This window comes from Roseibium sp. MMSF_3412 (assembly GCF_030733265.1).
Lineage (GTDB): Bacteria > Pseudomonadota > Alphaproteobacteria > Rhizobiales > Stappiaceae > Roseibium.
Genome location: NZ_JASHJI010000001.1, coordinates 1 through 17913, shown reverse-complemented (window position 1 = coordinate 17913; position 17913 = coordinate 1). Strand labels below are relative to the sequence as shown.

Annotated in this window: 22 protein-coding genes and 2 tRNA genes; 15 read left to right on the top strand and 9 right to left on the bottom strand. The window is 59.3% G+C overall.

Annotation, left to right across the window (positions count from 1 at the left end):
* Nucleotides 1-713: 713 nt before the first annotated feature.
* Both RBB49_RS00120 and RBB49_RS00115 read right to left on the bottom strand, forming a co-directional pair.
* Nucleotides 714-1136 (bottom strand): DUF1353 domain-containing protein, encoded by a 423-nt coding sequence (locus RBB49_RS00120; protein WP_306140598.1) that lies wholly within the window; start codon nt 1134-1136, stop codon nt 714-716.
* 232 nt (nt 1137-1368) lie between these two features.
* Nucleotides 1369-1443 (bottom strand) — tRNA-Thr (locus RBB49_RS00115).
* A gap of 360 nt (nt 1444-1803) precedes the next feature.
* Here RBB49_RS00115 and RBB49_RS00110 point away from each other — a divergent pair.
* On the top strand, nt 1804-1983 hold the full coding sequence (locus RBB49_RS00110) for a hypothetical protein (RefSeq protein WP_306140597.1): 180 nt from the start codon (nt 1804-1806) through the stop codon (nt 1981-1983).
* A gap of 168 nt (nt 1984-2151) precedes the next feature.
* The gene (gene murA / locus RBB49_RS00105) at nt 2152-3441 is read left to right on the top strand and encodes a UDP-N-acetylglucosamine 1-carboxyvinyltransferase (protein ID WP_306140596.1); all 1290 of its coding nucleotides are present in this window, start codon (nt 2152-2154) and stop codon (nt 3439-3441) included.
* A gap of 49 nt (nt 3442-3490) precedes the next feature.
* On the opposite strand, the gene RBB49_RS00100 is transcribed toward murA, so the two are convergent.
* Nucleotides 3491-3967, bottom strand: a complete 477-nt coding sequence (locus RBB49_RS00100; RefSeq protein WP_306140595.1) for a DUF3124 domain-containing protein — start codon at nt 3965-3967, stop codon at nt 3491-3493.
* Nucleotides 3968-4118: 151 nt separating this feature from the next.
* On the opposite strand from RBB49_RS00100, the gene RBB49_RS00095 reads away from it, so the two are divergent.
* The 11 genes from RBB49_RS00095 to RBB49_RS00045 all read left to right on the top strand — a co-directional run bounded on the left by RBB49_RS00095 (nt 4119) and on the right by RBB49_RS00045 (nt 12674).
* Nucleotides 4119-4331: a hypothetical protein gene (locus tag RBB49_RS00095; protein ID WP_306140594.1), complete on the top strand. Its 213-nt coding sequence runs from the start codon at nt 4119-4121 to the stop codon at nt 4329-4331.
* Between the two features lie 135 nt (nt 4332-4466).
* Nucleotides 4467-4904, top strand: coding sequence for a DUF2948 family protein (locus tag RBB49_RS00090; protein ID WP_306140592.1), 438 nt, complete (start codon nt 4467-4469; stop codon nt 4902-4904).
* A gap of 79 nt (nt 4905-4983) precedes the next feature.
* Nucleotides 4984-6279, top strand: a complete 1296-nt coding sequence (gene hisD / locus RBB49_RS00085; RefSeq protein WP_306140591.1) for a histidinol dehydrogenase — start codon at nt 4984-4986, stop codon at nt 6277-6279.
* A 25-nt stretch (nt 6280-6304) separates the two neighbouring features.
* On the top strand, nt 6305-6808 hold the full coding sequence (locus tag RBB49_RS00080; protein ID WP_306140589.1) for a UPF0262 family protein: 504 nt from the start codon (nt 6305-6307) through the stop codon (nt 6806-6808).
* Between the two features lie 5 nt (nt 6809-6813).
* The gene (locus tag RBB49_RS00075) at nt 6814-7266 is read left to right on the top strand and encodes a low molecular weight phosphatase family protein (RefSeq protein WP_306140588.1); all 453 of its coding nucleotides are present in this window, start codon (nt 6814-6816) and stop codon (nt 7264-7266) included.
* A 103-nt stretch (nt 7267-7369) separates the two neighbouring features.
* Nucleotides 7370-7588: a translation initiation factor IF-1 gene (gene infA / locus RBB49_RS00070; protein WP_006939340.1), complete on the top strand. Its 219-nt coding sequence runs from the start codon at nt 7370-7372 to the stop codon at nt 7586-7588.
* Between the two features lie 40 nt (nt 7589-7628).
* Complete coding sequence (locus RBB49_RS00065; RefSeq protein WP_306140587.1) at nt 7629-8255, top strand: Maf-like protein; 627 nt, start codon at nt 7629-7631, stop codon at nt 8253-8255.
* Between the two features lie 43 nt (nt 8256-8298).
* On the top strand, nt 8299-8493 hold the full coding sequence (yacG, locus tag RBB49_RS00060; protein ID WP_306140586.1) for a DNA gyrase inhibitor YacG: 195 nt from the start codon (nt 8299-8301) through the stop codon (nt 8491-8493).
* 255 nt (nt 8494-8748) lie between these two features.
* Entirely contained in the window at nt 8749-10359 is a 1611-nt protein-coding gene (locus tag RBB49_RS00055) for a bifunctional UDP-sugar hydrolase/5'-nucleotidase (RefSeq protein WP_306140585.1), read from the top strand.
* Between the two features lie 1075 nt (nt 10360-11434).
* Nucleotides 11435-11510, top strand: a tRNA-Phe gene (locus RBB49_RS00050).
* A 663-nt stretch (nt 11511-12173) separates the two neighbouring features.
* The gene (locus RBB49_RS00045) at nt 12174-12674 is read left to right on the top strand and encodes a translation initiation factor 2 (protein ID WP_306140584.1); all 501 of its coding nucleotides are present in this window, start codon (nt 12174-12176) and stop codon (nt 12672-12674) included.
* A gap of 36 nt (nt 12675-12710) precedes the next feature.
* Here the strand turns inward: RBB49_RS00045 and pqqE are convergent, their stop codons facing one another.
* Genes pqqE through RBB49_RS00020 form a run of 5 tightly spaced genes read right to left on the bottom strand, consistent with a single transcriptional unit; the run spans nt 12711 to nt 16034 of the window.
* A complete protein-coding gene (gene pqqE, locus RBB49_RS00040) occupies nt 12711-13799 on the bottom strand; it encodes a pyrroloquinoline quinone biosynthesis protein PqqE (RefSeq protein ID WP_306140583.1) in 1089 nt (362 codons plus the stop codon).
* The gene (gene pqqD, locus RBB49_RS00035; protein ID WP_306140582.1) at nt 13796-14116 is read right to left on the bottom strand and encodes a pyrroloquinoline quinone biosynthesis peptide chaperone PqqD; all 321 of its coding nucleotides are present in this window, start codon (nt 14114-14116) and stop codon (nt 13796-13798) included. The genes pqqE and pqqD overlap by 4 nt, the downstream gene beginning before the upstream one ends.
* Before the next feature lie 15 nt (nt 14117-14131).
* Nucleotides 14132-14974 (bottom strand): pyrroloquinoline-quinone synthase PqqC, encoded by an 843-nt coding sequence (gene pqqC, locus RBB49_RS00030; protein WP_306140581.1) that lies wholly within the window; start codon nt 14972-14974, stop codon nt 14132-14134.
* Nucleotides 14971-15912 (bottom strand): pyrroloquinoline quinone biosynthesis protein PqqB, encoded by a 942-nt coding sequence (gene pqqB, locus RBB49_RS00025; RefSeq protein ID WP_306140580.1) that lies wholly within the window; start codon nt 15910-15912, stop codon nt 14971-14973. Before pqqB ends, pqqC begins: the two co-directional genes overlap by 4 nt.
* Nucleotides 15913-15935: 23 nt before the next feature.
* Nucleotides 15936-16034, bottom strand: a complete 99-nt coding sequence (locus RBB49_RS00020) for a pyrroloquinoline quinone precursor peptide PqqA (RefSeq protein WP_306140579.1) — start codon at nt 16032-16034, stop codon at nt 15936-15938.
* A 42-nt stretch (nt 16035-16076) separates the two neighbouring features.
* Here RBB49_RS00020 and RBB49_RS00015 point away from each other — a divergent pair, with 42 nt between their 5' ends.
* Together RBB49_RS00015 and RBB49_RS00010 are read left to right on the top strand one after the other, a co-directional pair.
* Nucleotides 16077-16205 (top strand): hypothetical protein, encoded by a 129-nt coding sequence (locus tag RBB49_RS00015; RefSeq protein WP_306140578.1) that lies wholly within the window; start codon nt 16077-16079, stop codon nt 16203-16205.
* Nucleotides 16206-16247: 42 nt separating this feature from the next.
* Nucleotides 16248-16628, top strand: coding sequence for a hypothetical protein (locus RBB49_RS00010; RefSeq protein WP_306140577.1), 381 nt, complete (start codon nt 16248-16250; stop codon nt 16626-16628).
* Between the two features lie 427 nt (nt 16629-17055).
* Here RBB49_RS00010 and RBB49_RS00005 read toward each other — a convergent pair.
* Nucleotides 17056-17913 (bottom strand): LamG-like jellyroll fold domain-containing protein (locus tag RBB49_RS00005; RefSeq protein WP_306140576.1); only part of this gene is annotated, 858 nt, incomplete at its 5' end.

Here is a 17913-nt window from a genome sequence, read left to right as displayed (position 1 = left end):
TATTCTCGCGAATCCCAGTTCCTGGCAGGGATCAACGATATAGCCCCCAAAGCACCCGACGGCGCGATAATGGCGTATTTGATACGGTTTTACAATGCCGGCTTGTGTCGTGCCGGTTGTAGCGGGAAACGGGCGAAAGCTTAGCAGGTTCAATGAACGCTCAGCGCTTGTTCAGGCCCGGTTTCTGCCAGCTCAGGAAAATCCCGTCCAATTCTTCCTTGACAATCAGCCTAGGTCCTACCCTCATAACTCAGTCCGCAATGGCGCAGCAAACGGCAATGAGATGCCAGGAAAAGCGTGAAAAGCGGGCTTCCGGTCCGGTTGAACGCTTTGACGAAGCAGATCGAAGCCGTTTTTGCGTCCTGGAGGGATAGGGTGAATTTGCCCGGCAACGTCGTTGCAAATCTTTGGAAACCGGACGGTTTTCCGCAGCTTTGCGCCTCGTATCCGAACAAATTCATCCATACCATTGTGGTCTGATTTATGAGGGTATGACCTAGCCTCATCGCGTTCAAGCTTGTGCCGATACAGCCAGGTTTCGTAGTCAGTCAGCCTATGCCGAATGTAGTTGTGGCTGCAGATCCCGACTGCGTTGCCGATGGTACAATCCTGCCACGTCCTGCTTGAAGCTCTTCTGACAATCTTGTCCCGGTGGGTTCGCGGGCAGCCCGGCATTTTGTCAAATGGAGAATTTGAGTAACAAAATCAGATGATTATGCGTCGTCACTCGTCACAATGACGCAAATATTGGTGTTGGGTTTCGGTTGACCCCGATAGTCGCCCCAAATGCCAAATCGAAGCGTTCCAAACAACCGAACGGCGGCGGGCATGAGCCACTTGCGATAGCCGTAGCTGTGCTTCTGCATTTGCAGTTCGTATTCCTTGTCCATGAAAGCCCGGTTGTATCGATGCCAAGGACCGGTATCGAGCAGATAATCGTGGACAAGGGCGGCAACAATATCTGTGTCGTAACGGGGAATTACCAGAGACAAAGGCCACGGGACAGAGTGACCGTTGAACCGGTAACCCTTTTTGATTTCAATGGTATCACCGTTGTGAAGTTTGATCGTGACGTCTTCGTCAAGATACCAGTTTCGGAATTTATCATGATCAGGGAGAATTTTGGGAGAGTTCATAATCCGACAAAGTCCCTAAATGGAGAAATTGCACCGCCAGCGACCGCCGAAGACTGGCCAGCACTAATACTGAAAGATAATTCGATACACGAACCTACTGCGATTTGTTGCTACCAGTGATTGTAGTTCAGTTGAGCATCAAAAGTCGAGCGGTAACATCAACACTGCCATCATCAGCAGCATTGGCCTTATTGATCACCGTTGTGATGCTATTGTTTTCATTGGGAAAAGATGGTGCTGCCGGAGAGATTTGAACTCTCGACCTCTCCCTTACCAAGGGAGTGCTCTACCCCTGAGCTACGGCAGCATATGGGCGTTTGAAAAGGTGCCCGGCGTCGGACTGGCTTTGCAGAAAGCTGCGGTTTCAGACGCAAGTCGCTGTCCCGTGCAGCCTTGCCGCCCGGAATGAGGGCGCTTTTGCCACAAGAGCCCCGGGGACGCAAGCTGTGTTTTCGATTTTTTTGGTGGACACTTGTGGAGTTTCTGAAGAAGCTTCAGGCGCGCTTGCAGGGCCTTGATCCTGACCTGGAATCCGGTTGAAGAACCGGTTTTGGCAACAGGCCGGGACGCCGGAAGACGGATCCTTCCATCCGGTGGCCGGACGGCGGAAAGGGCGGCGGTGCGCGCGCACCGAAACTGGCGATCGGACAGGGCTTTTGGTCGGAAAATGAGTGGAAAAGACAAGAAAAAACAGGATGCTGGCGAGGCGGCGCCAAAAGCTGGCAAGCCCACTGGTGCCGGCGCGAAAGGCGTCGCCACTTCCTCGAAGGAAGAGCGTCTCGCCGAAGCCTTGCGCGCAAATCTCCGCCGCCGCAAGGCCGCGGCAAAGGCGAGAAAGAGCGACTGAGACCTCCGGCAGCACGCCGGGCACCGGTTTTCCCTGCCTTGAAAACGCCCGATCGCGGACGCCGCGCTGCCTTGCATGGGCCGCAACTTGTGTGTAGACCGCAGGTTTGTGCATGTCTTCAAATGAGACGGCCGTTTGAGAAGAAAACGGTCGGATGCGGGGTTTCATATGGATAGCATTAAGGTCGTCGGCGGTGCTGAGCTGAACGGTGTCATTCCGATTTCGGGCGCGAAGAACGCAACGCTGCCTCTGATGATCGCCTCGCTGCTGACGGACGAAACGCTGACGCTCTCCAATGTGCCGCGGCTGCGCGACGTGGCGCAGCTCATGCAGATCCTCTCCAATCACGGTGTCGACTATTCCGTCAACGGCAAGCGCAGCGGCCAGAACGATCTTTCCGGCCAGACGTTGAACCTGACCGCCCGCGAAATTGTCGACACGACCGCGCCTTATGAACTTGTTTCGAAAATGCGCGCCAGCTTCTGGGTGATCGGCCCGCTCGTCGCGCGCATGCGCGAGGCGCGCGTGTCGCTTCCGGGCGGTTGCGCCATCGGAACGCGCCCCGTCGATTTCTTCATTGACGGGCTGGCGGCGCTTGGCGCGGATATCGAGATCGAGGGCGGCTATGTGGTCGTCGGCGCGCCGGGTGGCCTGAAGGGCGCCCGTGTCGAATTCCCGAAGGTGTCGGTCGGCGCGACCCACACCATCATGATGGCGGCGACGCTGGCCAAGGGCGAGACCGAGCTTGTCAATGCGGCGCGCGAACCCGAAGTGGTCGATCTCGCCAATTGTCTGAAGGCCATGGGCGCGAAGATCGAGGGTGCAGGCACCTCGACCATTCGCATTCAGGGCGTCTCCCGGCTTCATGGCGCGCACCACGCCGTGGTTCCGGACCGGATCGAAACCGGCACCTATGCCATGGCCGTCGCGATGACGGGCGGCGACGTGCTGCTTCAGGGGGCGCGCTCCGACCTGCTGGAGAGTGCGCTCGATACACTGCGGCAGGCCGGCGCGGACATCACCCAGACCGATGAAGGCCTAAAGGTCTATCGCAACGGCAACGGTATTCAGCCGGTCGACGTCACGACAGAACCGTTCCCGGGCTTTCCGACGGACCTGCAGGCGCAGTTCATGGCGCTGATGACCAAGGCGGGCGGCACAAGCCGGGTCACCGAAACGATCTTCGAAAACCGCTTCATGCATGTGCAGGAACTGGCACGGCTCGGTGCGCAGATCCAGGTCGACGGCCGCACGGCCCTGATCGACGGGGTCTCCGAACTGCGCGGTGCGCCGGTCATGGCAACGGACCTGAGAGCGTCCGTATCCCTGGTGATTGCCGGACTGGCGGCGGAGGGGGAAACCACCGTCAACCGGGTCTATCATCTGGATCGTGGCTTCGAGCGGCTGGAAGACAAACTGACCCGCTGCGGCGCGCAGATCGAGCGGATTTCAGGTTAAGCCAGCAACGATCCGGCCGCGGCCCCGGCAAGAAGGCACGCGGTGCGGCTCATTCCGCGTGCTGGCGTTCGATCACGCGGCCCCTGGTCGTAAAGGACGGGCCCGGCCCGCCGCTGCCGCTTGTCATGATCGCCTCGGCAATCGGGCTCAGCGCCGGCGCCTCCGACGACCACACGACAAGGAAATTCGAGCCGACGCCGCCGCTGGTGTCGTTGATGGGAATGAGCACCGTCTTCGACTGGAACGGTGCGAGTTCGAGCGGTGTTTCAAGCAAAGTGCGCAGCACCTTGCCGTCCTCGCCGTGATAGTCGACCCGCGTGAGCGTGATGGGTGTCTCGGGATCGACATTGTGAACGGCAAGGGTGGCGGCGAGCAGGTCGGAGCGCTGCGGATAGGAAAAGATCCTGGAATAGGCCGGCACGTAGATGCTTTCGCCAAGAACCTTTTCGCTCATATCCTGTGCCTGCCCCGAAGGTGCCAGAAGGAAGGAAAGCGCTAGATAGAGGACCGGGAGCCTGAAATGCATGGGTATCCGCGACGGTGTTAGAGTGCAAGCATCCTGTCACTGTCGAGGATGCTATGTTTGATTGCAAGCTTGGCTATGGAGAATTGCAGCCTTGAAGCTGCATGCTGGTAATCGCTGAAGTCGGCGCGGCGAAAGCAAGGAAAGGGGCGCAATGGGCGCACAGACAATCCGGTTTCTGATTCAGGTGGGCTTTGCCTTTGCCGGCATGCTCGCCGTTGTTCTCGTGCCGCCACCCTTTGGACCGACACTCGGGTTCTTCCTGCTTGTCTTCGGGCTCTGGCTGGGGCGGCGCGTCTTCAAGCGTCTCGCGTCACTGGACGAAATCAAGGACGATCTGCGCCAGCGCGTTGATGAAGGCCCCTGAGGCAAAAGCCTCTGCTCATTCGTGCGTTGCAAAATTGTTTAATCCGCTTTAGGTCAACATTCTTGGGACGCGGCAGAACCCCACCTATATGCGGACTGCCCGAAAACGAACGAACGGATCAGAATTCGGACCGCCATGGATCAGCTGAAACTTGCCGCCCTCGACCAGGAAGATCTTGAAGTTCTTTCCGCCCATATCCAGGACGCCGTCCTGACCGTCGCCGATATCCGCTTTCTCCCGAAGGAGAAAAAAGCGGTGTTTGTGATGAACCGTTTCGTCTGGGACAAGAAGGCGGACAAACGCAGCAAGGAACATGAACGGCGCAGGTCCGCGCTTGCGTTCACCCAGGTGACCGACATGAAGGCACAGAACATCCGCCAGGATGCGAAGGGCCTGGTCCTGGAGTTGCTCGCGGTCACGTTTGAAGCGGGCGAAGACCCCTCCGGCACGATCCAGCTCGCATTTGCGGGCGGTTCCAGCATTGCGCTTCAGGTTGAATGCATCGAGGCACAGCTGTCCGATCTCGGCGCTGCCTGGGCGACGCCCAACCTGCCCCAGCACGATCTGAGTTGACTGACGCTGCCGGCCGTGGCCGGCGCCGCGTGTTGAAAGAACGCCAAAAACACTGCCAGAAATCATGATGGAGCCGCGTGTGGTCCACCGCCTGAACAAATCTGAAGCCGGCTTTGAAGCAAAGTTCGAAGCGCTTCTGTCATCAAAGCGGGAAGTGTCGGAAGACGTTGATCTCGTTGTGAGGGACATTATCGACGCGGTGCGCAGGGACGGCGACAAGGCCGTGCTGGAATACACCGCGAAGTTCGACAGGCTCGAAGCGGACAGCATGGCGGCGCTGACGGTCTCAGAAGAAGAGATCGATCGGGCCGTCAGTGAGGTCCCGGCGGAGACGCTTGAGGCCCTGCAGCTGGCGCATGACAGGATCACCGCGCACCATGCGCGCCAGATGCCGCAGGACGACCGTTACCAGGACGCGCTCGGCGTGGAACTGGGATCCATCTGGACCGCGATCGAGGCGGTCGGAGTCTATGTGCCGGGAGGGCTTGCGAGCTATCCGAGTTCCGTTCTCATGAATGTCGTTCCGGCGCGCGTTGCAGGTGTAGAGCGGATCGTCATGGTCGTGCCGAGCCCCGACGGTGTTCTGAACCCGCTTGTTCTTGCAGCGGCCAAAGTTGCCGGCGTGACGGAAATCTACCGGATCGGCGGTGCGCAGGCGATTGCCGCGCTCGCCTTCGGGACCGGGACCATCGCCCCGGTCGCCAAGATTGTCGGACCGGGAAATGCCTATGTCGCAGCCGCAAAGCGCCGGGTTTTCGGCACGGTCGGCATTGACATGATCGCCGGGCCATCCGAAGTGCTGATTGTCGCCGACGGCGGCAACAACCCGGACTGGATCGCCGCGGATCTGCTTGCCCAGGCCGAACACGACACCGCCGCCCAGTCGATCCTGATTACCGACAGCATGGATCTGGCGCAAGAAGTGGAAAAGGCGGTTGAATCGCAGTTGAAGACATTGCCGCGCGAAGAGGTCGCCCGCGCGAGCTGGGAAGACTTCGGCGCTGTTATCACTGTTGAGGATCTGGGAGCGGCCATGCCGCTCGCCAACCGGATCGCCCCGGAACACCTGGAACTTGCGGTTGCCGGCCCGGAGGAACTCCTGAAACAAGTCCGCAATGCGGGCGCGGTTTTTCTTGGCCATTACACCCCTGAAGCGATCGGCGATTATGTCGGCGGGTCCAATCACGTGCTGCCGACGGCCCGCTCCGCGCGGTTTTCCTCAGGTCTTTCTGTACTGGAATTTGTCAAACGCACCTCGATCCTGAAGTGTAATGCGGATAATCTGCGGGCTCTTGGCCCGGCAGCAATGACGCTGGGTGAATCTGAGGGCTTGTCGGCGCACGCGCGCTCTGTTTCCATCAGGTTGAACATGTAATCGGGAGCAAAGAGGTTTCTCGCACATGAGCGATACGCAACCGGACACCAGTTCGCAATCCGCCGGAGGGCGGTTGGTCGACGTTGTTCTGGACGAGGCCTCGATCGCGCGTTCAACACCGGAAGTGGAACATGATCGGGCCGTTGCGATCTATGACCTGATCGAGGAAAACAGCTTCCAGCCCGTCGGACATCCGGCCACCAGATACGTTCTCAATCTTGCCGTCGTCGAAAAGCGGCTCGTTTTTCGAATCAGGACCGAAGACGAGCAGGATGTCGTCACGCACGTTCTGTCGCTCACGCCTCTGCGCAAGATCGTCAAGGATTACGACCTGATCTGCGAGAGCTATTACGAGGCCATACGTCATGCGACGCCCAGTCAGATCGAGGCGATCGACATGGGGCGGCGGGGTGTTCACAATGAGGGATCGACGATCCTGATGGAGCGCCTGGAAGGGAAGATCGAAGTGGACATGCAAACGGCAAGACGATTGTTCACGCTCGTTTATGCCCTCCACTGGAAGGGCTGACACAGGTGACCGGGCCGGGCCTCCGTCCGACTGCGGTTCTGTTTGCGTGCGGGATGAATTCCGTTCGCTCTCCCATGGCCGAAGCGCTGACGCAGAAACTGTTTCCGGGCAGGATTTATGTGCGCTCGGCAGGCGTTCGCGAGGGCAAGACCGACCCGTTTGTGGATGCGGTGATGTCGGAGATCGGCATCGACATGAGCCGGCACCAGCCCAAGACCTTCGAGGACCTTGATGAATCGGGCTTCGATCTGATTGTCTCACTCGCACCAGAAGCCCACCACAAGGCATTGGAAATGACCCGCACGGAGGCCGTGGACGTCGAATACTGGCCAACGATGGACCCGACGCTGGCGACCGGCAGCCGCGAGCAGATCCTCAATGAATACCGCGCGGTACGCGATCAGTTGATGATGCGCATCAAGAAACGCCTCGACTGGTCCCCGACCGCGGCAGACTGAATTTCTTTTTTGTAAGGAACGGAAAGAAAGGTTCACTTTCGCCCGCTAATCCGTTAGTTTCCCCCGCACCCGCGGGCCAGGCCCGCTTTAATCAGGATATCAAATGGCCAAAGAAGAAGCTCTGGAGTTTCCGGGCGTCGTAACGGAACTGTTGCCCAATGCCACGTTCCGCGTAAAACTGGAAAACGATCACGAGATTATCGCCCACACCGCAGGGCGTATGCGCAAGAACCGGATCCGCGTTCTGGCGGGTGACAAGGTTCTCGTTGAAATGACCCCTTACGACCTCACCAAGGGGCGGATCACCTACCGCTTCAAATAGCGGATTTGATTGTGATGCCGGCTGCAAGGTTCCTTCTAAAATGACCGATGCTCCTCAGCTCATACTGGCTTCTGCATCTCCGCGCCGCCTTGCGCTGCTGCAGCAGATCGGCCTTGATCCCGATCACCTCATGCCGGCCGACATCGATGAAACACCGAAAAAACACGAAACGCCGCGCAGCCTTGCGCTGAGACTGGCCCGGACCAAGGCGGAAACCGTCCGCCAGTCCGCCGATGCCCTGCAGGAAACGCAGGGCGGTATCGTGCTCGCCGCCGACACCGTGGTTGCGGTTGGACGCCGCGCCTTGCCGAAGGCGGAACTGACCGAGCAGGCACTCATGTGCCTTTCCATGCTTTCCGGCAGGGGACACCGTGTTTTCACCGGCGTTGCCGTTGCGGAGGCGAATGGCAAGGTCCGTTCGAAACTGGTCGAAACGCGCATTCGCTTCAAGCGCTTGTCGCGCAAGGATGTTGATGATTACATTGCATCCGGTGAATGGCGCGGCAAGGCCGGTGGCTATGCCATCCAGGGACTGGCAGGGAGTTTCGTGGTCAAGCTCGTCGGCTCCTATCCCTCCGTGGTCGGATTGCCGCTGGTGGAGACCGTCAACCTGTTGACTGCGGCCGGATACCCGGTGCACCAGGGCTGGGCGACCGCCGCCGCCTGATCTTTGATCCGGTGGCATCGCCAAGACAGCGAGGCCGACATTCGTGAGTGAAGACAAGACAGCAACGCGCCGCATGCGCCCGTGTCCGATCTGTTCGAAGCTCTCTACCCGGGAGGACTATCCCTTTTGTTCGGACCGGTGTGCGAAGATCGACCTGAATCGCTGGTTTACCGAGGGCTACACGATCCCGGTTGTGGAAACCGACGACATCGACGAAAGCAACTTTCCGGACGACTGATCTCTGCGTAAAAAGCCCCGTTTGCGTTTGCGGATTGGTGCAGCACCCGAAGCGCCGACGGTTTTGACGGCGCGTGACGTGCCGTGAGTGCCGCATGTGAAATTATGCGGCTAAATTTATTTCCCTCATTCCGGCCTGACCGCTTGCGGTTGCAGGCATTCTGTTCGAAGATTTGCCTTCACCGGCTGGCCGGTCCCGGGACCGCGAGGCGCAGGTGCTTCTGAGCAAACAAACAGAATCAAGGGCGAGGGTCCGATGAAGAACCGTTTTCTGATCGCTTCGGCGCTGTGTTTGTCGACAGGCCTGTCGACGGCGGCATATGCCGACTTTTCACTTTCCATATTGCATCTGAACGATCTCCACTCGCGCATTGAATCGATCAACAAATACGATTCGACCTGCGGCGCCGAGGATGAAGCGGAAGGGAAGTGTTTCGGCGGTATCGCGCGCATCAAGACCATGCTCGATCAACGGCGCGCGGAGCTTGAGGCCGAGGGCAAGAACGTCATCGTGGTCGATGCCGGCGACCAGTTCCAGGGCTCTCTCTTCTACACCACCTACAAGGGCGATGCCGCGGTGGAATTTGCCAATGTCCTTGGTCTCGACGCCATGGTGGTCGGCAATCACGAATTCGATGACGGTCCTGAAGTCCTGGCGAAGTTCATCGACAAGGCCGAGTTTCCGGTCATTTCAGGCAATATCGATGTCAGCGCCGAGCCGGCCCTGAAAGGCAAGGTTCCGGGCATCGTCATCCTGGAGCGAGGCGGCGAGAAAATCGGCATCGTCTCGGCACTGGCCGAGGACACGTCCGAAACGTCCTCGCCGGGCGAGAATGTCCGCTTCATCCAGGCAGAAGACTACCTGAAGGGTGCCGTTGAAGGCCTGGAGGCTGCTGGAATCAACAAGATCATTGCCGTGACTCACATGGGCCTGTCTCGCGACATGGAAATCGCAGCGGCGGTTCCCGGGATCGACGTGATCGTCGGCGGGCATTCGCACACGCTTCTGTCGAACACGCAGGAGAGGGCGTCCGGGCCATATCCGGTGATGGTGACCAATCCGGATGGCAACGAGGTGCCGATTGTCCAGGCCTACGCCTATGGAAAGTTCCTCGGCGAACTGGACGTGACCTGGGACGATGACGGCAAACTCTTGAAGGCTGAAGGCGAGCCGATCCTTCTGGACGCCTCCGTGACGCCGGATGAAGGTGTTGCGGCGCGTGTCGCGGAACTTGCCGCGCCGATCGAGGAACTGAAGGCCAAGGTCATCGGCTCCAGTGAAGGCGCGATCGACGGCGACCGCGGCTCCTGCCGTGCCGGCGAGTGCCAGATGGGCAATCTCGTAGCCGACGCGATGCTCGACCGTGTCAAGGACCAGGGCGTTCAGATTGCGATCCAGAACGGCGGCGGCCTGCGCGCCTCCATCGATGGCGGCGAAGTCACCATGGGCGAAGTCCTGACGGTGCTGCCGTTCCAGAACACGCTCTCCACCTTCCAGCTGAAAGGCTCGGACGTCGTGGCGGCGCTGGAAAACGGCGTTTCGCAGGTCGAGGAAGGGGCCGGGCGCTTCCCGCAGGTTGCCGGGTTGAAATACTACTGGACCCGCAAGAAGGACCCGGGCGCGGGCCGCGTCCTGTTGGTTGAGGTCATGGAAGACGGCAACTGGGTTCCGCTTGATCCGGACAAGGTCTATGGCGTCGTTTCCAACAATTACATGCGCGGCGGCGGTGACGGCTACAAGGTCTTCGCCGAAAACGGCATGAATGCCTATGACTACGGCCCGGGTCTGGAAGTCGTTGTGGCTGATTACATAGCCGCAAAGGGTGGGTATGCCCCCTATACGGACGGCCGGATCACAGAGCAGTAGACCCGGGCTTTGCCGGGAAATGAAAGCGCGCCGCATGACGGCGCGCTTTTTGTTTGCAGTGCAGCTTGCCGGTGGCTGGTCAGGGCAAGGTTCAGCGCAGAGCCGGCAGTAGGCTCAGGGTCTCACCTCGTTCGCCTTGGGTGACGGTGGAGACGGGGAACCATTCGGGTGATGTTTGCTTAAGGGCTGCCGAATTCATGATCCGCCGGGCAGGGTCATCTTGCCTCCGTCCACGTCATGCCATGGCGTGACCCACTGCTGTCCGGTTTAGAAGTTGCAATCGAACTTGTGCAGCTGAGAAAGCTTCATAATTCCGATCGGTACCGAGTCGGGATACTGACTTGCTTCCCGGATTTGTCGTCCCGGTTTGACGCATATGCGGCAAGACCGGGATCCAGTACGCCGTGTCGCTGGAGGTTAGATGAAGATGGAGAAACAAGAGGGTCCTGGTTCCCTGCCTTCCGCTCCGCTTCAGCAGGGATGACAAGTTCATCGACCAGGGATCGCCGCAATAGATCATTGCCGGGATAAACCGGACAGCAGTGGGCCTGACCATGGCATCCATGCCGTTTCGCCTCCGGTAGCACGGCCCAAAATTGTTGAATCGCTAGGGCATGGATTACCGGATCAAGTCTGGCAATGACCGCCGGATCGGGGGGGAAATCGCGGCGTTATCCCCACGAAGACCGAAGACCCGTCTCGAAGGATCACGGCGTACTTAAGGGGCGTGGTCCGGCGACAAGCCTTCGCAGGCCGTATTGCAAGGTCTCGCAGCGCTCCGCGCCGCAGGAAAAGACGGTACGAACGGGAAGCCGGCCAATCCCTTTGCGCAACTGCACTGATCGTACGGTCTGAGCCTCTCCCAGCGGGACAGGTTTCCTGCCTTGCGAGCGGCTTCGGATGTGCGCAGAAAGGCGAAGTTTTTCAGGGCCTTGAGTTCTGTGATGGGTGTCGTCATCCACACCGTCAACCATGCGCAAAAAACTTTGCCGGAATGCTGGACAAGGTCTGAGCGAGCCTCTATAAGGACCGGGCTTTCAACGAACGGAGCCCGGCTCCACCTGCTTGCAAGCGCGCCCAGATAGCTCAGTTGGTAGAGCAGCGGATTGAAAATCCGCGTGTCGGTGGTTCGATTCCGCCTCTGGGCACCACTCTTTCTCTTATTCCCCACAGTGTTTCCCCGCGTTATTCGCGCGTGCTTCGGAAAGCATGCAATCAAACGTCGCGGCGGCCGTATTCCCCGGCGCAACGGTGGCGGTCGTTGACGAGCCGGAAATGACGCTGAAATTGGCTGCGACGTCTTCAGAACTTGCGTTCTCGGGATATTTCGCTGCAACGGCTTTTCCTATCGTTTATCGCCTTTAAAGACGACGGGGCGAGTTCCGTGGCAGCGGCCATTCCCTGCTTTTTCTGCAAAAGGCTTTGTGTTTCGAAGGCCATTGATACTTGCTGCGATCGCTGCCGGCACCAGTGTCATGCATGTATGCATGCTGCTGGTCCGCCTTCGGCTGTGGTAACAGGTGACACAGATGACGTGCCCGTCCTTCAACGCCCGATGACCGGCATCGTATCGGCCTCAATTCAGTGGGCCCGGCGCTGTTCCGTTCAGCCTGCGCAGATTGCGCTTACGCGAAAACAAAAATCCGATCTCGTGGGGACGTCACCGGCAATGCCACCGGGAAAGCGCCAGAAGTCCTTGATATTTTGATGATGTTTCGCTTTCAGCCTAATCCTTGATCACTGCCGCTCTTACAATTGTGTTCCGTTCAACATGGTGGGTGGCCATGTCGCTGCCAGGAAACAGGATTGTGTGAATGCAAGGCAATTTGTCCGTCGGGGCCGTGCTCGCCCTTTGTCTCCTTTTACCGGCATGTGCAAGCGTTACACGCGGCACGACGGAAACGGTGAAGATCTATGCGTCTCCGGAGGGGGCGCATATCGCGACGAGTATCGGTCTGACGTGTTCGACGTCACCCTGTTTGGTGGAGGTATCCAGAAAGAAGGAATTCACCGTGACGGTCACCAAGGAAGGTTACGAAAGCCAGACGGTGCATGTCAGCACGGTCGTGGCGCCCGGCGGGGTTGCCGGTATGGCAGGCAATGTTCTGGTTGGCGGTGTCATAGGCATGGGTGTCGACGCGGTGTCCGGAGCAACCCTGGACCACATACCGAACCCCGTTCTGGTGGAACTTGTGCCCCGGAACCCGGAAGATCCGGAGACGCCAAAGGGAGACTTGTCGTCCGTGCGCGACAAGATCGCCGAAAAGCAGCGGGAACAGGAAGACGCTGCAATGAGGAAATCGGGGGGCGTCTAGAGGTCTTTCCGGCGCAGCGCAACGGATCTGTGGCGCTCACACCTTTGCGATCGTCGCACCGATCATGCGTTTGTGCACCGTTGTGCTAGTCGGAAATGCCCTCAGCTCCTCATGGAACGGGGACTTGATGCAGGCGGGGTCGGTCTCCGTGGCATTGCCGGTGACAGCGAAGGCCTGGCAGCGGCAGCCTCCGAAATCAATGTCCCTGCGCGGGCACGCCTTGCAGCGGTCGGACATCCAGTCCGTGCCGCGGTAGGCATTGAAACTGTCCGAGCGCTCCCAGATCGCCTGCAGTGGCTTCTCCCGCACGTTCTCGAACGAAAGGCTCGTGATCGATTGGGCCGCGTGACATGGCAGCATGGTGCCGTCCGGTGCGATCATGAAGGCATCCTTCGCCCACCCGCCCATGCAGGGCTTGGGATAGTCGGCGTAATAATCCGGGGGAACAAAGTCGATATTCAGGACGCCGGTCAGATCCTCGCGCGCCCTGGTCACGAAGTCGATCTGCTGTGTGACCTGCTCGCGGTCGGGCAGGAGGGCGGCCTTGTTGAGTTCCGCCCAGCCGTAATACTGCACATTGGCAATTTCCAGACGCTCCGCGTCAAGTTCCAGAGCCAGGTCCACGAAGGCCGGGACCTCTTCGATGTTGAGCCTGTGGATCGGCGCGTTGATCGTCAGTGGCAGGCCGAGTGCGCGTGCCTGACGTGCGGCGGCACGTTTTTTTTCAAAGGCGTTCTTGTAGTGCCCGATCCTGAACGTCGTCTCGTCGGTCGCTCCCTGAAAACTGATCTGGATATGATCCAGTCCGGCGTTCTTGAGTGCCTTCAGCCTGTCGCCGGGAAGCGTCACGGCGGCCGTGATCAGGTTGGTATAGACGCCACTTCGGGCGAGGCACGCGACGATGTCTTCAAGGTCCTGCCTCAGCGTCGGCTCACCGCCCGACAGATGCACCTGCAGGACGCCGAGATCCGCGGCCTGCCTGAAAACATCCAGCCATGTTTCTGTGTCCAGTTCCCGGTTGGCCTTCAGGAGCTCAAGGGGATTGGAGCAATAACCGCACTGGAGCGGACATCGGTGCGTGAGTTCCGCAAGCAGTCCCAGTGGGATATCGGTGCCGCCGCTCATGGCTTGCCTCCGCTCTGCTCCGCAAGCCTGATCAGCAGCCTGTCGCTCCAGTCCTGCAGGAACTCCAGGATGTCTCCCAGGATTTCCGAAGAGGGCGCGCTGAATTCCTTCGACAAGGCGCGCGCGATTTCACCGATGGACCTGGCTCCGTCGCAGTTTTGCAGGATCAGCACGCTGATATCGTCCGGCCACAGGATCTTTTCAGGTGCGAGCACGACCCAGCTTTCACGTTTTTCGTTGAAGACCAGGCGAACATGCGCGGGCAGTATCGGAACACTGTCTGCTGTCAGGATTGCCCGTTTGCGCGCCACCGTCACTGCCTGTCGCCACCTTTATTGTCTCGTGTCTTCTTCGCGCGGGCGGAACGCGCCGGGCGGAATGCTGCCGGGCGAAACATAGGCATGCTGAAGAGCGTCCAGCATCGCCCACAACAGGTCGCACTTGGCAAGGAGCGCGTCCACCGCATCGGCTTGTTTGTCGGGCGTGTCGGCCCAGTCGGTTACGAGCGAAAGGGCGTGTTCGGCATCCCTTGGAGCCTGTTTCAGCCGCGGCGTGAAATACGCCAGCGTGTCCTCGGTTATGTAGTCGTAGCGGGCGAGCATCGCGGGTACGCGTTCTCCGATCGCGACCGGCGAGAACAGTTCCGTCAGCGACGAGGCGACGGCGACAAGCAGGGACGAACTGGAGACCAGATCGAGATAGGCGCCCACAGCATAGCGCGTCGCGGGCAGGGCAAACTTGCGCGACCGGACCATGCCGATGTCGAGCCCGAGCCCTTCGGCGAGCTTGAGCCAGCGCTTGATGCCGCCGTCCTGTTCAAGGCTGTCACTGCCGTCGTGATCGACGATGCGCTTGATCCATTCGCGCCGGAACTCAGGGTCGTCGGACCGCGACAGGATGATGCTGTCCTTCTTGGGAATGGCATCCTGGTAGCAGAAGCGGTTGAGGGCCCAGGCCTGCATCTGCGCCTTGGTGAGTTCTCCTGCATTCATCATTTTGTGGAACGGATGATGAATGTGATAGCGGTCAAAACCTGCGGTGCGCAGAACCTCGGTCAACTCCGCCGGGGTAAGCAGTCGGCCGCGTTTGCGGATGACATCCGCCGCCGTTTCCGGAACACCGCTTCCGATCGGCGGCGCCGCACCAGCGGGATGAGAAAGGGCGAGATCGGTCATAGCTCCAGCTCCATGCCGTCAAAGGCGATTTCCCAGCCCGCCGCCCGGACCGCAGACGCTTCGCCGGAATGCGGATCGAGGACGGGGTTGGTGTTGTTGATATGGATGAAGATGCGGCGCTGCAGATCGACATCGGCAAGGCCCGCAAGGCTGCCGTCCGGCCCGCTCATGGCAAGATGACCCATGCGCGCGCCGGTTTTGGAACCGACCCCCGTGCGGGCCATTTCGTCGTTTTCAAAGACGGTTCCGTCGAACATGAGGCAGCTCCCGCCCGAAATCCGCTCCTTGAACGCGGTTTCGATTGCGGCACATCCGGGAACATAGAACAGTGTCTTGTGGGGCTGGCCGGCATGAGCGCTGCGGCGGATCGCGAGGCCGATCGTGTCACCGCCGGATGTGCCGAAGTCCTTTTTTTCCGGATCCTCGAGAAACAGCGCTACTTTTCCCGGAACACTGAAAGTCTCAATGGAAAGTCCCAGTGCGCCCTCGGGGCCGTGCAGCTCCGTTTCCCCCTCAAGCGCCAGTTCGCGGCGTTCGACATAGTCGGGATTGAGCACCTGAAAAATGCTGTTCGCGGCCAGCGTATCGAGAACCCGGCGCGTTGCGTAGAGCGTGAACGGTTCCCGTTCGCGCAAGGAGAGCAGGCCCGCAATGTGATCGACATCGGCGTTCGTGAGCACGACGGCCTTGATGGGCGTTGAGCGTAACGGCGCATCGGCGGAAGGCTGCAGCTCAGGTGTCGCGGCAATCTGCTCGCGGATATCCGGAGACGCATTGAAAACGGCCCAGCTCCTGCCGTCGGCACTCGCAGCGATGCTGGATTGCGTTCTGGCGAGAAACCCGGGCCGGTTTTGACGAACAGCGCGGCTCAGAGGCGCATTACAATTCCATTGCGGGAAGCCGCCTCCGGCTGCCGCACCCAGAACCCTGATTTTCATCGTGGCTCTTGCTTAGCCGCGAATTACTTGCGCTTGCAGGTGCCGATTTCGGCAGGCATGTAACGCGTGACTTCGAAGCCGGCTTCGGTGGCTTTCGTGGACGGCTTTTTCCAGGTTTTCATGTTTTTCCTCCTCTAGGCGGGTTACGCAGACGAAAATCTAGCATGCCCGCCGGCATTAGTAACCGGTACTTTGGTGCCGGTATCGCTGCAGACCTTTATGGCGCTGTGCTCGAACCGGCCGATCTGCAGTCCGTTTCCAAGGTAGGTATTGAAAAAGGCGGCTACGTCTGATTGCATGTCGCTTGCGGGGACCTTCCAGATTCGGAGACACAAGTGAAACTTGTCTGGTACACCGCGCTTGCGGTCATTGCGCTGCTCTTCACAGGAACCCTTTACGCCGCCAATCAGCTTTCCCAGAGGATCGACCGGCTTGAGCAGGAGGTCGCCGATCATCTTCCAGGTCGGATCGAAAGGCTGGAACTTGTCAAGCACACGGAAGTCGCGGCCTTTGTGAAAGGCCTGTCCGTCCTGTGCGGCCATCAGGACATGACTCAAGATCTCTTTGACTTTGACGCAACGCAGGGTGCTGATCTTTACACCGCCAACCTGAACGGCGTCACTTTGGTGACGCGCCTCAAGGACTATGGCCTGAGACCTGAAAAGTCCTTTTGCGAGAATGAACTCAGCCAGTTCATCACGCAGAACGGACTTTAGGGTACGGACCCATAAATGACGCCGATTTGGCGGCAGAAATGGCAAAATCTCGCGAGGAAGCGTGTGCAGAGCGGGCTTTTTGCCCGGTCAAGCGCGGTGACGCTGCGAGGTGAGGCCATTTTGCCGTCCTTCGGATTTGGCCGTTTTGGCCATCTGCCACGTCGCGAAAGGCTTGAAAATGAACCACATTTCCTGCGCTTTCACTTCTCGCAGTTAGTCAAAACGATCCAAACCAAATCGGCGTCATTTATGGGTCCGTACCCTAGGTTCAGGGCATGAGAGCTGCCGGAACAGCCAGTCATCTTCCACCAGGCTCAACGTGTTTCAAAGACCCAGTTCGCGAAGCCGGCAGATTGAAGAGGAACCGCCTCGGCAGCGGAATGCTGAAGAGGCGGTCCCTGCATGGCTTGCGGCGCGTTCGCCCCGGTCAGACGAACAACTCGTCTCTGACCCGGTCTTCGCCGATCTGTTCGTTCAGGACAGTGAAGTCGGAGATGACGCCGTCGAAATGGTTGCCGGTCCATCCGATTTCACCGCTCGGGCTGCTCCAGCCATTCGCGCCGATCATCAGATATTCCTCGTTTCCGAGCCAATCGGATTCGAAATCGTCGTCCCGTGCCACGGCGACTCCGTCGACATAGAGAACTGCGCCGTCGTCGCCGAATGTGAACGCGAAATCGTGTTCCTTTCCGACTTCGAACACATCTTTGGCCTTGAGCCAGAGTGAACTGCTCTCGTCCTGGAAACGCACCTTGACGTCACCGCCGTCGGTCACCCAGGCCGTGAGATGACCGCCGGTGACGTAACCGCTGGCATCCTTTGAGAACAATGCATCGCAGCCGCTGACAGTATCCGCCTTGAAGGAAAACGCGATTGTGCCTTCCGAAATCTCCATCTCCTCTGAATGCTCGATGGCAATCTGACCGGCGCGCGTGCCGTCAAGGCTTATGTCCCCCGCGATAGCAAAGACGGGTGTCATGCCTTCGGGCAGGGGCAGGTCGTCCTGTGTCGGGATATCGTCGGGCGGTGCGATCTCGCCGCGGTCGGTTCCCATCTCGATGGGTTTGATGGCCTCGTCGATATCGGCGATGGAGCGGACGATGCCGTAGGCCGGTTTGGCGGTTGTCGAGATGTCGGAGAGGGTGATCAGGTCGCCATAGACGGTGATGGTTCCCAGGTCGTCATTGGCATGGGCGCCGCCGCCCGACCCCTGGTCGGAATAGAGGCTGATGACGGAGTGGTCGACGATGCCGTCCTCGTTGCTGTCGCCATAGGTGATGGATCT